The organism is Microvirga sp. CF3016 (assembly GCF_036314085.1).
GTDB lineage: Bacteria > Pseudomonadota > Alphaproteobacteria > Rhizobiales > Beijerinckiaceae > Microvirga.
The window spans coordinates 136,683-151,197 of sequence record NZ_JAYGGM010000003.1 but is presented as its reverse complement, the minus strand read 5'-3'; the positions used below and the strand labels follow the sequence as shown (position 1 = coordinate 151,197).

At 65.8% G+C, this 14,515-nt stretch carries 12 protein-coding genes and 1 tRNA gene; 3 read left to right on the top strand and 10 right to left on the bottom strand.

The genetic code is table 11. The features are described 5' to 3' along the window. Positions 1-173: 173 nt before the first annotated feature. The gene (locus tag VB672_RS05220) at positions 174-386 is read right to left on the bottom strand and encodes a sugar phosphorylase (RefSeq protein WP_329783122.1); all 213 of its coding nucleotides are present in this window, start codon (positions 384-386) and stop codon (positions 174-176) included. 157 nt (positions 387-543) lie between these two features. Here VB672_RS05220 and VB672_RS05215 point away from each other — a divergent pair. Next, positions 544-620, top strand: a tRNA-Arg gene (locus VB672_RS05215). 24 nt (positions 621-644) lie between these two features. Here the strand turns inward: VB672_RS05215 and VB672_RS05210 are convergent. Together VB672_RS05210 and VB672_RS05205 are read right to left on the bottom strand one after the other, a co-directional pair. Then, on the bottom strand, positions 645-1,487 hold the full coding sequence (locus tag VB672_RS05210) for a DUF1206 domain-containing protein (protein ID WP_329783121.1): 843 nt from the start codon (positions 1,485-1,487) through the stop codon (positions 645-647). 53 nt (positions 1,488-1,540) lie between these two features. Continuing rightward, a complete protein-coding gene (locus VB672_RS05205) occupies positions 1,541-3,679 on the bottom strand; it encodes a glycoside hydrolase family 3 N-terminal domain-containing protein (RefSeq protein ID WP_329783120.1) in 2,139 nt (712 codons plus the stop codon). Positions 3,680-3,931: 252 nt separating this feature from the next. Between VB672_RS05205 and VB672_RS05200 the strand changes: the two genes are divergently transcribed. Continuing rightward, entirely contained in the window at positions 3,932-5,446 is a 1,515-nt protein-coding gene (locus VB672_RS05200; RefSeq protein WP_329783119.1) for a response regulator, read from the top strand. A gap of 1 nt (position 5,447) precedes the next feature. On the opposite strand, the gene VB672_RS05195 is transcribed toward VB672_RS05200, so the two are convergent. Both VB672_RS05195 and VB672_RS05190 read right to left on the bottom strand, forming a co-directional pair. Next, positions 5,448-6,149 (bottom strand): gamma-glutamyl-gamma-aminobutyrate hydrolase family protein, encoded by a 702-nt coding sequence (locus tag VB672_RS05195; protein WP_329783118.1) that lies wholly within the window; start codon positions 6,147-6,149, stop codon positions 5,448-5,450. After that, entirely contained in the window at positions 6,146-7,123 is a 978-nt protein-coding gene (locus VB672_RS05190; RefSeq protein ID WP_329783117.1) for an amidoligase family protein, read from the bottom strand. Before VB672_RS05190 ends, VB672_RS05195 begins: the two co-directional genes overlap by 4 nt. Before the next feature lie 156 nt (positions 7,124-7,279). Here VB672_RS05190 and VB672_RS05185 point away from each other — a divergent pair, with 156 nt between their 5' ends. Next, positions 7,280-8,701: an MATE family efflux transporter gene (locus VB672_RS05185; RefSeq protein WP_329783116.1), complete on the top strand. Its 1,422-nt coding sequence runs from the start codon at positions 7,280-7,282 to the stop codon at positions 8,699-8,701. On the opposite strand, the gene ispH is transcribed toward VB672_RS05185, so the two are convergent. From ispH to VB672_RS05160, 5 genes are read right to left on the bottom strand one after another with little or no spacing between them, the layout of a single operon-like run. Further along, complete coding sequence (gene ispH / locus VB672_RS05180) at positions 8,680-9,648, bottom strand: 4-hydroxy-3-methylbut-2-enyl diphosphate reductase (RefSeq protein ID WP_329783115.1); 969 nt, start codon at positions 9,646-9,648, stop codon at positions 8,680-8,682. The genes VB672_RS05185 and ispH overlap by 22 nt on opposite strands. After that, positions 9,645-10,928 carry a hydroxysqualene dehydroxylase gene (locus VB672_RS05175; protein WP_329783114.1) on the bottom strand — a complete coding sequence of 428 codons (1,284 nt, stop codon included), beginning with the start codon at positions 10,926-10,928 and terminating at the stop codon, positions 9,645-9,647. Before VB672_RS05175 ends, ispH begins: the two co-directional genes overlap by 4 nt. Beyond that, positions 10,925-12,583, bottom strand: coding sequence for a squalene/phytoene synthase family protein (locus VB672_RS05170; RefSeq protein WP_329783113.1), 1,659 nt, complete (start codon positions 12,581-12,583; stop codon positions 10,925-10,927). Before VB672_RS05170 ends, VB672_RS05175 begins: the two co-directional genes overlap by 4 nt. Next, positions 12,580-13,692 (bottom strand): glycosyltransferase, encoded by a 1,113-nt coding sequence (locus VB672_RS05165; RefSeq protein ID WP_329783112.1) that lies wholly within the window; start codon positions 13,690-13,692, stop codon positions 12,580-12,582. Before VB672_RS05165 ends, VB672_RS05170 begins: the two co-directional genes overlap by 4 nt. Beyond that, a complete protein-coding gene (locus VB672_RS05160; protein ID WP_329783337.1) occupies positions 13,689-14,429 on the bottom strand; it encodes a lysophospholipid acyltransferase family protein in 741 nt (246 codons plus the stop codon). Before VB672_RS05160 ends, VB672_RS05165 begins: the two co-directional genes overlap by 4 nt. Positions 14,430-14,515 lie beyond the last annotated feature (86 nt).

Sequence of the window (14,515 nt, the reverse complement as noted above, 5' to 3'; positions counted from 1 at the left end):
TCCTGACTGGTATTCGTGCCGCGATGGAATGACGGCTGGCTGCAGGATCTCCGCGTCTTGGGAGAAAGCTGCATGCCGGCGAAAGCCGCTTCTTGCGAAATCAATGGCAAAGGGCATAAATCGTTGCGGCCAAGATCCGTGGGTTTATGGCGAGCAGAATCCGCCTTTCAGACCTACCAGCGGATCACCACGACCCTCTGGCTGCCGTTCCCCAACTCGACGGCTTCGGTGCCTTCGGCCTTCCGGTTCTGCGCCCTGGCGTCTTCGATGATCTCGATCTCTTCCACGTGAGCGGCGAACGCCTCGTCCACCTCGGCCACACAGAGCAGGGTATCGGGAGGAAGGTTCTCGACCCGTTTCAGAAAGTCTCGAAGCGTCTGCGCCATGATATGCCTCCGGTTGCCTTGCAACAAACCGGCCGGACCATGCGGAGTTCCTTCGGTCCGGTTTCGGGTTCCGCGTGACGGCCTGCCAGGCCTGCGCTTAGCGCCTCAACCCTCTGGAATGACCCTGCCGAGCATGCTAAACCCGGTCTCCTTAAGCGGTCCCGTAGCTCAGCAGGACAGAGCAGCGGTTTCCTAAACCGAAGGTCGGAAGTTCGAGTCTTCCCGGGATCGCCAATATTTCCGCACCCCTGCTAACACTTATCGCCCCATTCGCGCGACGGCGGCTTTGGCGTCGTCGAGATCCGGCGCATCGATGTGGCGGTAGCGGGCTTGGATCAGGCCGAAGAGGCCGAAAGCGAAGAGGCCGAGCGCGGTGAGCGCCAGGAGCACCCAGCCATAGGGTTGCTGCTGCAGCGCCTGGAGCGCGCCGCCGAGGCCGTGCACCTGCGAGGATGAAGCACGAATGGCGGCGAGGATCAGGAAGCCGCCGATCATGAGGAACACCACGCCGCGGGCGGCAAAACCCATACGGCCAAGGGCGACGATCCAATCTCTCTTGTCGGCGGGCAGGGCCAGGCGCTCCGTGACGTCGCCGCGGCAGGCTTTCCAGAGGAAGGCGAGACCGGTTCCGGCGATGGCAAGACCCAGGAGGCCCACTAGCCATTGCCCAAAAGGCTGGCTCATGAGCCAAGCCGTCCAGTCCTGCGCCGTCTGATCCTCTCCTCCACCGCCGGAGCTGCGTCCAAGAGCAAGGTTCAGGGCGGAGATCGCAAGACCGGCATAGATGATGCCGCTGATCAGGTGGGCGCCTCGGACACCCCAGCCCTTCATGTCGGATCCGCGGTGATCGGCATCGGTCAGGGGCTCCAGAATGCGCCAGGCGCAGAAACCGAAGAGGCCGAGGGCAATCAGGATCAGCCAGAGCTTGCCGAAGGGCTGCGAGAGGAGCGTCTGCAGGGCGCTGCGGCTGCCCCCCGTCTGGCCGCCGGATCCGACGGCGGCCAGAAGGGCCAAGCCGCCGACGAGGCCATAGACCACGCCTCGCGCCCCATAGCCGAGACGGGCCAGAGTCTCGACGGGGTTATGGCTGATCGTGGGCATGGATGGCGGCTCCTTCTGTCATGGGTGAACCGCCAAGCCTTGCTGGATGTTCCTTATTGCGCGACGCCGGTGGACGTCGCAGCACGCCGTTCCATGGGCGGGATGCGGAAGGTCCTGAGGATCTCGGCCTCGCCGGCGGGATCGGCCAGCGAAGAGCCGCCGACGAAGACCTGATTCGTGCCGGCCTCGACGAGATAGGTGCCGTCGTCGAGGTGAAATCCGAGGGATTCGACGGGTACCCGCAGGGTGACCTGCTTCGTCTCGCCGGGCTTGAGTGCGATCTTCTCGAAGGCCTTCAGCTCGCGCAACGGCCGGCTGCGGCTTGCCACCGGGTCGCGGGTGTAGAGCTGCACGACCTCCTGGCCGTCCCGCGCGCCCGTGTTCTTCACACTGACCGAGACCTCAAGGGTCTGGCCCTCATCGAGCTGCGTGCTCGCGAGCTTCGCCTCGGAATAGGCGAACTGCGTGTAGCTCAGGCCCCAGCCGAAGGGGTAGAGCGGTGTGATCGCCTCGTCGATGTACTTCACCGTAAATCGGTTGTCGGCCAGGGTGGGGCGTCCTGTGGGCAGCCGGTTGTAATAGAGCGGCAACTGTCCCGTGGCGCGCGGCCAGGTGACCGGCAGCTTGCCGCTGGGATTCACGTCGCCGAACAGCACATCGGCCACGGCAGGGCCGGCCTCCGTGCCCGGGTACCAGATCATCAGGATCGAGGGAATGCGGTCTGCCACCGGACCCAGCACCTGAGGCCGTCCGCCCATGATCACGAGAGCCACAGGCTTGCCGGTCTTGGCGAGTTCCTCCAGCACCTCGATCTGCTTGCCGTTGAGTTCCAAATTGACCCGAGAAGCGGCCTCGCCGGACAATTCCTGCGGCTCGCCGAAGACGGCGATCACGAAATCCGACTGACGGGCCGCCTCGAGGGCTGCGGGCAGGCCGTCCGTGTTGCGGCAGAACAGGTCACAGGCCGGAGCATGGCGTACCGCAATTCCCGCGGCTTGGGCGCGCCGGCGGACACCTTCCAGAATCGTGACGCTGTCCTCCTTGTGACCGCGTGCGGCGTGGGGACCCATCTGGTCGTGAGGGGCATCGGCGAGCGGTCCGACGACGGCGATGGAACGTACGCTCTGCGGCACAGGCAATACATTGCCCCGATTCTGCAGCAGCACGAAGGTCTCGCGGGCGACCTCGCGGGCGACCTGGCGCGATTCCGGTGACGGGAAGGCGGAATCCAGGCGGGACGGATCGATGTCGGGCCTTTCGAACAGGCCCATGCGGAATTTGGTGCGCAGCACGCGCCGCACGGACTCGTCGATCACGCTCTCCGGCACCCGGCCTGCACGCACTTCGTCGGGCAGATGCTTGATATAGAGCTGGCCCATCATGTCCATGTCGACCCCGGCGAGGATCGCCTTGCGGGCGGCCTCGGCGCCGTCGGCCGCGATGCCGTGGTTGATGAGTTCGCCGATGCCGACCCAATCCGAGGTGACGAACCCGTCGAAGCCCCATTGGGTGCGCAGCACGTCCGTCAGCAGCCAGGGATTCGCCGTCGAGGGCTCGCCATTCAGGGCGTTGAAGGCCGCCATGAAGCTTGCTGTGCCCGCCTCCACCGCGGCCCGGAACGGCGGCAGATAGGTGTCGTACATCTCCGCGCGCGGGATGTAGGTGGTGTCGTAATCGCGCCCGCCCTGCGGCGCGCCGTAACCTGCAAAGTGCTTGGCGGCGGCTGCAAGCCCGCCCTTGCGGAAGCCCTCCACGCGCGCCGCCGTAAGGGCAGCGCCAAGGGTGGGATCTTCGCCGAAGCCTTCCACGATACGACCCCAGCGGCTGTCGCGCGACAGGTCGGCCATGGGTGCGAAGGTCCAGTTCACGCCGGTATAGGCCGCTTCCTTGGCCGCCCATTCGGAGGCCAGGCGCGAGACGCGCGGGCTGAACGCTGCAGCCTCGCCCAACGGAAGCGGAAACTGGGTGCGGAAGCCGTGCAGGACGTCGAGTCCGAAGAGCGGCGGGATCTTGAGGCGGCTCTGGCGTGCCAGCGCCTGGGCGCGGGCCACGTCCTGGGCGCTGTTGAAGTTCAGGAGCGCGCCGGCCTTCCCCTCGGAAATGTCCTCCCAACGCAGCGGAGGGCCATGGGAGACTAAATTCAGCTGACCAACCTTCTCCTCCAAGGTCATCTGCCCGAGAAGCTCGTTCACGCGGCGCTCAACGGCTTGCTCTTGAGATTCTTGCGCGCCTGCCGTTGGTAGAAACGAGGCCGTCAGGGCCAATGCAAGCGTCAATTGCGTCAAGCCTGGGACATCAGAAAGCCGCACAATTATCTCCTTTATGGAACAATAACACTTTATCGCGAGGTCACCCTCGCTTGCCGCTGGTTCGTGCTACACAAGATAAGCTCTGCAAGTGGCGTCTGGGGGCCATCAGGTCAAATCATATTTTAGAAAAGCCTCATGCATCTGCTGCCTGTCTCGTTGAAGCTGTCCCTGCTGAGCCTGTCCGGCGCCCTGATCATGTCGGGGTTTGCGCTGGCGGCGGCTGCCTATCTCAGGAACTCGGCTCTCGTGGCTGCCTCGGCCGGGCTTTTTCTCCTGCTCGCCGCCGGGTCCCCCCTGGTGATCGGACGACAGATCAGGCAGGCTCTTCGGGACAGAGAGGATGGCGCGTCCGACGAATTCTCCGTGTTCGAGGATGTGACGGCGGCTCCCTTCGAACCGCCTGCTGCATCTCTGTCCTTCGCCGAACTGTCCGCGTTTGAGGAAGCGCCTGTCCCAGACGACGATGATGCGCTGCGCCGCATGCAGAAGGTCCAGGCCGTCGACCGGCTGCGGGATGGGATCGCCCATGATCTCAACAACCGCCTCATGGTGATCAGCGCCAATATCGACGCGGCGGCACGCCAGCTGAAAGATCAGCCGATCCTGCAGCGCAAGCTGCTCTCGGCTCTCGTGGCTTCCGATCAAGCCGCAAAGCTCATCGCCCAATCAACGGCCTTTGCCCGGCAAGGCGAAGGTAAGGTGCAATATGTGAACATTGCGGAACAGGTGAGCTCGGTGGCCGATCTGATGAGCCGATCCCTGCTGCGCGACACGGTCGAATTGCGGGTCTCACTCGCAGAGGATCTCTGGGCCATTGAGGCCAATCCGGACGACATCCAGACAGCCATCGTGGCTCTGAGCGCCCATGTTCGGGATGCTCTGCCTCAAGGAGGCACCGTCACTCTCGAGGCCCGGAACGTGCATGTCGTCAAAGGCTCCCTCCCGGACCTGACCCGCGAGGGCGACTTCGTGCAGCTCACCATCTGCAGCGCCGGCCCCGAAGAGGCGCGCCATGCTCCTGAGGCGGAGCAGGAGCAAGCCTTTGCCTTGCGGGATCTCGATCTGTCGTCCTGGCTGTCCCTGCGTCAGAGTCTGCATTTCCTGCAGGGTCTCGGCGGTGCCTCGGAAGTGCGCCGGGACGGCACCGAGACCTCCATCATTCTCTACATTCCGCGCTCCGATGCAGCGACCCTGCTGCCCTCCGGCCCGGTGCGCGAGGATGATGCGCCGGATGACAGCGTGCAGAGCCACACGGAAGTTCTTGTGGTTGACGACGAGCTCGAAGTCGCGCTCGCGCTGCAATCGACGCTTGAGGAATTCGGCTACGTCACCAGCATCGCGACCGACGCGGCGCAGGCCGTGAAGGCCTTGAACACGCGCAGGCCCGCCCTCGTGCTCGCCGATGTGGCCATGCCTGGAACGATGAACGGGGTCATGCTGGCCCGCGAAGTGCGTCAAGCCTTCCCAACCTTGCCCGTGCTGCTCATTACCGGCAGCCCCGTCGTGACCGGCGAAGACAGCGAATTCCCGCTGCTCCAGAAGCCGATCGTCAGCCGCGACTTGCATGTTGCGATCCAGCGGCATCTGAATAGGCATGGTGCCGGCAAGGTCATCCCGTTGTTCCCGCGCGCAACGAGACAGGCTCGCTGATCTATCTGGCGAGCGCTGCCGCGGAGAGCGGAGCGGAGGCCTCGCGCGCCGCTTCGGTCAGAGCCGCGAACAACCGCTGCTGCGGCTTCTTCCAGATCAGAAGCTCCGGATGCCACTGCACGCCGAGCAGGAACGGGGCGCTCTGGCTCTCGATGGCCTGCACGATCCCGCTCTCGTCATGCGCGGCAATCTTCAGACCCTGACCGAGCCGATCGACGGATTGGTGATGCAGGGCGTTCACCTGACAGGGATTGCAGCTCAGGATCCGGTCGAGCCGGGAGCCGGTCTCGATGGTCACCGTCTTGCGCGGCAGGACCGTGCGCATCTTCGGCGCCTGAACATAGACCTCGTAGATGTCCGTGTGCAGGGTGCCGCCGAGCGCCACGTTGATCATCTGCGACCCGCGGCAGATGCCGAGGATCGGCAGCTCCGCCGGGAGGGCCGCCTTCAAGAGCTCCAGCTCCAGCCTGTCGCGTTCGGGATCGATGCGCACGTCGGGCAGAACCTTTCCGCCATAGATCTCTGCGCCGATATCGTCGCCGCCGCCGATGACGAGACCCTGCAAGGGCTCCGTCGGCAGCGGATGACCAGGCACGAGGCGGACGGAGCGCGCGCCGGCGCGGTAGAGGGCCAGCCGGTGCATGAGGTAGCTCCGCCATCCGCCTCGCCGGGATGTGGTGACGCCGATCAGGGGGCTCGTCATGACCGTACGATCTGCTCCACCACGTTGGCCCAGCTCTTGTCCTCCCCCTCGAACGACAGATAGGCGGAGGCAACGGCATCCAGCTTCTCGCGATCGCCTGCGAGGCGCTCGACGCAAACCCATCGATTCCAGTCCGGCGCGATGCTCCAGCCCGGATCGCTGACCCGTGCGTCGGGCAGGCGGTAGTGGAAGGTGGGGCGGCCGTTGATCTTCTCGTTCGGCAGGACGGCACGCACTCGCTTCTGGTCGAAATGATGCAGGAGAGGCAGGAGATCGAGATCGCGGTTCCGGGTCGCGTTGAAGGCGAGATAGTCGTCGATGAAGGCGGGTACATCCGGCCAGTAATCCGGATCGGCGATCCTGCGGACGTACTCGGCCGGGAACGGATCGGCAAAGCCCAGGAGATTGCGGGTGGTGTCGGGCGATGCCTCGCGCCGGAGCCACGGATTGAGCAGAGCGAAGCTCTTCATGAAAGCCGTGACGGTCGCCGCATCCTGGCGTGGAATTTCCGGGTTGAAATGCAGCCCGAAGGCATAGAAGGGCGCATCCTGTGTACCCTTGGCACCGAGTCCGCGCAGGACCGTCAGGATGCGGTTGAGCTCCTGCAGCCGATCGATCGGGATCGGCGCCGTGACCAGTTCGCACGGAACAAGATAGCGGGCCGCAAAGCCGAACAGGGCGGCGATCTTGGGCAGGACCCCTCTCTGCGTTCCCGCCTGCTTGCCCGGGTGCAGGATCCGGCTGTCGAGCTCCACGGTCAGGTCGCCGATGGCGGATTCCTTCAAGGCGAAGGCATGCGGATCCTCCTCGAGGAGCCGGCCCCCGAGGGCTTCCTGCAGGGCCTGGACGGTCCGCTCGGCCGAGGGGCCCACGAACTCGATCTCGATTCCGACCGTGCGCAGGCCGCCACGCTCGTTATGCAGGACCGGCGGCAGGGCAAAATCGATATCGGTTGAGAGCGCCGGCTGCGCCATCGTGAACTCCGGGAAACAACACGAGAACGTGAGTAAGGAAATGAACGGGCGCGCTTCCGCCCCGGTTCCTTGCCCCGCGCCAGTTCGGTCCAGCGCCTCCGGCACGACGCTCCGGGTGTGGCTTTCCGGCCGTGGGCCGGTTACAAGCCCGCTACCATGATTCCTCACACCTCCCCGACCGAACGCGCCGACTGGATGGCGGAGCTGCGCGCGACCCTGTCCCTCGGCTGGCCTCTGGTGCTCGCCACCGTGGCGCAGAACGCCCTGATCACGTCCGACGTCGTCCTGATGGGCTGGATGGGGTCCGAGGCCCTCGCGGCGGGCGCGTTGGGCACGAATCTCTATTTCGCCTTCCTGATCTTCGGCATCGGCCTCGTCAACGCGACCTCGCCGATGATCGCCGAGGAGCTCGGCCGCAAGCGCCATTCCGTGCGCGAGGTGCGGCGCACGGTCCGCCAGGGCCTGTGGGCCTGCGTCACCGTGGCCATTCCGATCTGGATCGTGGCCTGGAACGGAGAGGCGATTCTTCTCGCCATCGGGCAGGAGCCGGGGCTTGCTCACAATGCGGGTCAGTATATCCGTGCGCTGCAATGGAGCCTTCTGCCGTTCCTGTTCTTCCTGGTGCTGCGCTCCTTCCTGGCGGCGCTGGAGCGCCCCGGCTGGGCCCTGTTCATCGGCCTCCTCGCCATTCCGGTGAATTTCGGCGCGGCCTATGTGCTGATGGTCGGCTCCTTCGGCCTGCCGGCCCTGGGGCTGATCGGCGTCGGCATCGGGACGATCCTCTCGAGCACCTTCATGTTCCTTGGGCTTGCCCTCGTGATCGTCCTCCATCCGAAATTCAGGCGCTATCATGTTTTCGGACGCTTCTGGCGGGCCGATTGGCCGCGCTATCGCACCCTGTGGCGGATCGGCGTTCCCATTGGCCTGACGCTGATGTTCGAGGTCACGATCTTCAATGCCGCCGCCATGCTCATGGGCCGGATCGGCGAGAGCGAACTGGCCGCTCATGCCGTCGCGCTGCAGATCGCGTCCTTCTGCTTCTCCGTGCCCCTCGGGATCGGACAGGCCGTGACGGTGCGGGTAGGCCGGGCTTATGGGGCGCAGGATGCGGAGGGCGTCACCCGGGCCGGCTGGACCTCCTTTGCGATCGGCACCGGCTTCATGGTCGTCACGGCCTCCCTCATGCTGTTCGCGCCCCATCTCCTGCTCGGTGTCTTCCTGGATGTGAACGACCCGAAGAACGCGCTCGTTATCGAGCTGGCGCGTACCTTCCTGGTGGTGGCCGCCATCTTCCAGCTCGTGGATGGCGCGCAGGCGGTCGGCGCCGGGATGCTGCGCGGCTTGCAGGATACCCGGGTGCCGATGCTCTATGCGGCGTTCGGCTATTGGGGCGTGGGCCTGCCGCTCGGCATCATCCTGGCCTTCGGTACCTCGCTGCGCGGCGTCGGCATCTGGATCGGCCTTGCCAGCGGGCTCGCCGTGGTGGCCTGCCTGATGCTGTGGCGCTGGCTGCGCCGCGACAGGCTGGGGCTGGTCACGGCCACGCCGCGGGACGTTCAGGAAGCGTTCGCAAGCTGAGACACGAGGCGCGAGAGATCGACGGGCGCGAACTGCGCATCCTCATGGGTCACGCGCACCTCTTCGACGGTGAGCCTGCGCCACTGCGCGAGGCGGGCCAGGGCCTCCTGCACCAGATCCTCGGGAGCGGAGGCACCGGCGGTCAGGCCGATCACGGCGGCGCCGTCGATGAAGGAGAGCGTCAGGTCATTCGGATCCTGCAGGAGGAGAGCCTGGCGCCCTTCGCTGGCGGCCACCTCGCACAGGCGGTTCGTGTTCGATGAGTTGCGCGCGCCGCACACGATGATCCGCTCCGCTCGCCTGGCGATCACGCGCACTGCCATCTGCCGGTTCTGCGTGGCGTAGCAGATCGTCTTGATGTCGGGGCCCTGGATCGCCGGAAAGCGCCTCTTCAAGATCGCGATGATCTCGCGCGTGTCGTCGACGGAGAGGGTCGTCTGGGTGATGTAGGCGATGCGCTCCGGATCCGTGACGGGAACGGTCAGCGCCTCCGCGACGCTCTCGATCACATGGACGATGCCGTCGATCTGCCCGGTCGTCCCTTCGATCTCCACATGGCCGCGATGGCCGATGACAATGACCTCCCGCCCGGCCTTGGCATGGCGCTGTCCTTCAAGATGGACGCGGCGCACGAGCGGGCAGGTGGCATCAAGCACAGAGAGCTGGCGCCCCGCCGCCTCCCGCTCCACGGCCCGGGGAACGCCGTGAGCGCTGAAGATGGCCACGGCGCCATCCGGGATCTCGGCGATGTGCTCGACGAAGATCGCACCCTTGCGCTTGAGCTCCTCCACCACGCGGCCGTTATGCACGATCTCGTGACGCACGTAGACGGGCTTGCCGGTCCGCTCGAGAGCGTCCTCGACGGCGCGAATGGCGCGTTCGACGCCGGCACAGAAACCGCGAGGCGCCGCGAGCAGCACGGTGAGCGACGGGTGGTCCTGAATCATGCCGCATCCTCCGTCTTCAAGGGGCGGGCGCGCGGAGTGGAAGGGCGGAGGCAGCCGGCGTGGCGCAGGAGGGATGCGGCGTGCTCCCCGGCCATGACGGCGCTCTCGATGGTGGCGGGAAGGGAGCCGAGCCAATCCCCGGCCAAGGCGAGGTTGGCGAGAGGAAGCAGGGGAGGCTGCGGGAGAATTTCCGCGGCCTGACGGATCGTCGCGCGCTTTTCCTTCACCACCCGACTCTCAGGTTGACAGTCGCCTGACGCCTCGAGTCCGAGGTCGCGCAGCGCCGGCGCGATCTCGCGCCAAATTCTGGTCGCCACATCGGCGGCACTGTGGTCGACCACCGCGTCGGCGGCCGAGACGGTGACGCTCACATGGGTGGGACGGATCAGCGCCCATTGCGCCAGCATGCCTGTAAAGCCGATGAAGCGCGGGTTTGCCGAACCTGGAATGCGGTAGTGAACGTTGAGGATGGGCTCGAAGGATGTCGGCACGGGCAGCCCGGGGAGCAGCCGTTCGACTTCATAAGGCGGGAGCGCCAGGATGACCCGGTCGCCGGGACCGAGCATCACGGTGCGGTCCGCCAGCGCCAGCCCGATGACGCGCTCATGGCTCGTCAGGAGCATGCGCAGGCGCTGTCCGGGGAGAACCGAGGCGCCCCTCGCCGCAAGAGTGGCAACCGCAGGCTCGATCAGGTCTTCGCTCAAGCCGTTCTTCGCCACCAGGAGGTGCCCGCCCCCCGGCCGGACGAGCTGTCGCAGAGCATAGGCAAGTCGTTGCGAGGACGCCTGCGTGGCTGGCGTATTGAGCACCGCCACCGTCAAAGGCTCGATCAGGCTGTCCATGATCGGGCGCGCCCCGATGATGGAGGCGACCGGGCTATCCTTCGCGGCGAAGACGAGGCGCAGGATGCGCGCAAGATCGGGCAGCGTCAGGCCACGCGGACGGCGGGAGGGGAAAAGCCACGACCATGGGGAGAGACCCACATGATGCATTTCCCTCGTCCGCCCATCGTAGAGCGGAAGCCCGTTGGGTTCGGGCTCGATCCATCGATCACGAGCGCCGATGGTTCTGAGGAGATCCAGGGTCCGTCCATTCGCCGTGAACAGCACATGGGTGCCGTTGTCATGAATGAAGCCGTCGGCAGGCTGCAGCGTCCGGCAACGTCCCCCAGGCTGTGGTGCCGCCTCGTAGACGACCGCCTCGCCGCCATCGGCCGTGACAGTGAGCGCTGCGCTCAGGCCCGCGATGCCGCCTCCGACGATGTGGGTGCGCCTTGTCATGCCGGCCTCATGGCACGGGTGATGAGATGCAGCCGGTCGGCGGTGCTTAGGCGTAGTTTGCCTTGGCGCAGGCCCCAGCCGCGTGCCTGCAGCCGGTCGAGCACGCGCCGGTAATTCTCCATCATTAGAATCGCCGGTTTCAGGGCCTTGCGATCAAGGCTCATGAGGGCTGCGTCCGCGGCCGCAAAACCCGTCCGTGCTTCCTCGGCAAGGCTTTCGCAGACGCGCGCGAAGCGAGGGTCGGCAACGAGCGTGAGGGCCGGCGCGTCTTGCAATCCGAGCTGCGCGAGCCGGGAGAGGGGAACGTAGACCCGTTCGCAAGTGGCATCCTCGTCCACGTCACGCAGGATGTTCACGAGCTGCAGGGTGCGTCCGAGATTGAGCGCGAAGTCATGGGCCGAGGGCACGCCGAAGATGCGGATCGACAGCGCCCCGACCGAGCCTGCAACGCGACGGCCATAGAGGCCGAGCTCATAATCGCCCGGAAGGCGCACGCGGTCGGAACTGTCCGTCTCCATTCCATCGAGCAGAGCGTGGCACTCCTCGATGGGCAGCTTGAACAGGGTCGAGGCACGGGCGAGTTCCCGCCCGATAGGCGTTTCCGGCGCGCGGTGCAGCCGGTCGAGTTCGCGCCGCCACTCGCGCAGGAAGGCCCGCTTCTCGGAGGCGGGCGCTGCGCCGTCGGCGATGTCGTCCACCGCGCGGCAAAATGCATAGACCGCATGAATGGCGCGGCGGCGCTCGGGCCCGAGACTCTGCATGCCGAGGCGGAAGGACGAGCCCGAACGGCGCACCACCGCGGCGGTGACGTGGCGATCGCCGGGAGAAGGCCTCCTGACCGTGCCGCCAAGCCCGCGCAGGAACGCCGTGCAGATATCGGCTTTGCTCACCTGCACGTGCTCCAGAACCGGATCAGCCTGCCGCAGACGCTGGCTCAAACGTCTGGCGAGAGCGATGGTCGCGATGCTCTGCGCCCGCAGGCGCTTGTTCTGCAGATGCTCGGGCAGCGATTGCGCCTGATCGATCAGTGCATCGACCCGGTCGAGCATGGCGTCGAAGACGTCACGGCGGACAGCCATGCGCGCCGGATCGAAGAAGGCGGTCTCGGATCCTGCGCTCAGCATCCAGCGGATCGGGATGTAGATGCGACCCAGCGTCCCACGATCCTTGCCGCAATCCTGAACGTGGTTGAGGATTTGAAGCGCCGTGCACAGGGCATCGGCCGGTCCTTGAGCGGCACCACGCTCGCCGTGGAGGATCAGCAGGAATCGGCCGACCGGATTGGCCGAGAAGCGGCAATAATCGGTAAGCTCAGCCCAGTCGTGGTAGCGCGCCTTGACTACGTCCTGGCGGAAGGCGCGCAGCAGGTCGCGGGCCTGGATCAGGCCGGCCTTGTGCTGCCTGTCGACGGCATGCAGGCGCGCCGCCTCGGGAACTCGCGTGTCGCCGGAGACGAGGGCCTGTTCGAGGGCGTCGAGGCGCGTCAGCTTCTCGGCAGCCGCGAGATCCGGTGCATCGGCGATGTCGTCCGCCATGCGGGCGAAACCGTAGAAGGCGAGCACCGCATCCCGGTGCTCGGGCGAGAGGACGAGCGAGGCCACCGGAAAGTTCTCGTCCCGCGGCCGCTTCGACGATTGCCCGGCACTCGCGTTCATGGCTTCTGCTCCAACGGGTAAAACCTTCCCTTCCAGCTGGAGCGGCGGGCATGGCCGATCCCCAGGAGCACGCTCCACTGGATCGCGAGACCAATCAGAGTCGTGAGCGAATGCAAGAGGATGGACCAGGGATTCTCGCGCGTCGCGAAGGTCACGAGAGTGCGTGTGGCAAGCGAGAGAAGCGCTGCGCCGGCGAGCGGCGGATTGGCGGCAATCGGCAAAAGCACGAATGGTAGCACATGGCCGCCGAGCAGAAGCAGGCTCCAGACCGGCAGTGCGACCGGTGTCGCCATGCCTTCGTGCGCATTCTTCGCGAAGCCCGTCCAAGCCTCGTCGAATCCGGTATACATGCGGCAGGTGGCCAGATCTTCTCCTGGTAGCAGATCCGTCATGATTCCCTTGCGGCGGAAGAGCCGCGCCAGCTGGATACCGTCGTGAATGCGGGAGCGGATCGCCGCGTGGCCGCCGGTCGCATGATAAGCTTCACGCTCCACGAGCATGAGCTGGCCGCAGGCCGCCCCCAGACCAGGGTCGCGGGAGAGGCGCATGAAGCCCATCGGAAGGTAGCCGAGGAGCAGCAGATTGATCGTCGGCACCGTCAGCAGCTCGCCGAGGGTGACCATGATCTGGCGTGGGACGGCGCTGACGAGCCCGGAATCCGTGGCCTGCGCGTGACCTGCCATCATGGCCGCCGCATGGGAGCCCAAGCGCACATCCGCATCCACGAACAGAAAATGCGTGCCGTACGCCGCCTCGGAGAGATGGTGACAGGCGTGGACCTTGCCCGTCCATCCCTCCTCCAACGGCGGCGCGGTGAGAAGGCGCACGCGGGGATCGCGGGCCGCATGGGCACGGACGATGGCAGCGGTCTCATCCGTCGACCCGTCATCCATCACCAGGATTTCGACAGGCACGCCCATGCTGCCGAGCGCCGCATCGAGAGCGGACCCGATATTCTTCGCCTCGTTGCGGGCTGGAATAAGGATCGAGACGAGGACGTCGCCTTGCGGCGCTTGGCGTGGTGTTGAGCGCAGGATGCTCAGGTTCATGAGCACGAGCACGAACGGGATGGCGGCCAGCACGAGCAGGATGAAGCCGAGCACGATCATGAGGCGCGTCCCTCATGGGAGGGATCGAAGACGCGCCCGCGCAAGGCGGCCGCCATCCGTCGCCATCCGTCATAGAGGCCGCCGACGCCGGCGTGCCCTTCGAGCACGGATCGGAATCGGGATGGGTCGCGACTCTGCACGTCGGCACTCAGGTGATCGAGCATCGTAGTCAGTTCGTTTTCAAGACGCTCGAGGCGGGCAGGGCGCGCAAGGCTCAAAAGGTCCTGCCCGCGCATGGGATCGCCGAACGCGATGAAGGCCTCCGCTCCGCGTTCCAGCCAGAAACCGTATTCAATGGCAAGCGGCAGGACCATGCAATCGGGAGCGCGCTCGACGAGGCGCGCGACGCCGGGCTTGAGGCCGAGAGGACGCTCACGCACGTCACTGAAGCGTCCCTGCGCGGTAATCCAGAGAGCGCGGTCTGAGGCGGAGAGAATCTCTGCACCAGCCTTCAGAAAATCCGCGGCACCACGCGGGCTTTCGAGATCGACGCCGAAAGCGCCGATGCGGCCGAAGATGCCGTATTGCTTCAGCATCGCGGCATCGATAGGCGCATAGCTCTCATAGGCCGGAAAGAAGCGGTCGGCAGTCAGGATGTAGACCGCCGCGTCCCACCAGGCCGGATGATTGGAATAGACGATGACGGGACCTTGCCGGAGCTCATCCGGCATGCCCCATGAGGCGATCCGCAGGGCATTCATGTGGCGTGTGAAATAGCGCCGAAAGGTCGAGACCATGAAGCGGTGAAGCAGGGCAGAACGGCGCGCGACGGGAGAATCTCCCGCGCGACTGGGGAAAGAGCGCTCCGTCTCCGCCTTGCTCG

Excerpts from the sequence above, each read along its gene's own strand:
- VB672_RS05185 (WP_329783116.1), top strand. The coding sequence starts at position 7,280 with ATGATTCCTCACACCTCCCCGACCGAACGCGCCGACTGGATGGCGGAG.
- VB672_RS05165 (WP_329783112.1), bottom strand. The coding sequence starts at position 13,692 with ATGATCGTGCTCGGCTTCATCCTGCTCGTGCTGGCCGCCATCCCGTTC.
- VB672_RS05210 (WP_329783121.1), bottom strand. The coding sequence starts at position 1,487 with ATGCCCACGATCAGCCATAACCCCGTCGAGACTCTGGCCCGTCTCGGC.
- VB672_RS05170 (WP_329783113.1), bottom strand. The coding sequence starts at position 12,583 with ATGAACGCGAGTGCCGGGCAATCGTCGAAGCGGCCGCGGGACGAGAAC.
- VB672_RS05200 (WP_329783119.1), top strand. The coding sequence starts at position 3,932 with ATGCATCTGCTGCCTGTCTCGTTGAAGCTGTCCCTGCTGAGCCTGTCC.
- VB672_RS05175 (WP_329783114.1), bottom strand. The coding sequence starts at position 10,928 with ATGACAAGGCGCACCCACATCGTCGGAGGCGGCATCGCGGGCCTGAGC.
- VB672_RS05190 (WP_329783117.1), bottom strand. The coding sequence starts at position 7,123 with ATGGCGCAGCCGGCGCTCTCAACCGATATCGATTTTGCCCTGCCGCCG.
- VB672_RS05220 (WP_329783122.1), bottom strand. The coding sequence starts at position 386 with ATGGCGCAGACGCTTCGAGACTTTCTGAAACGGGTCGAGAACCTTCCT.
- VB672_RS05160 (WP_329783337.1), bottom strand. The coding sequence starts at position 14,429 with ATGGTCTCGACCTTTCGGCGCTATTTCACACGCCACATGAATGCCCTG.
- VB672_RS05195 (WP_329783118.1), bottom strand. The coding sequence starts at position 6,149 with ATGACGAGCCCCCTGATCGGCGTCACCACATCCCGGCGAGGCGGATGG.
- ispH (WP_329783115.1), bottom strand. The coding sequence starts at position 9,648 with ATGATTCAGGACCACCCGTCGCTCACCGTGCTGCTCGCGGCGCCTCGC.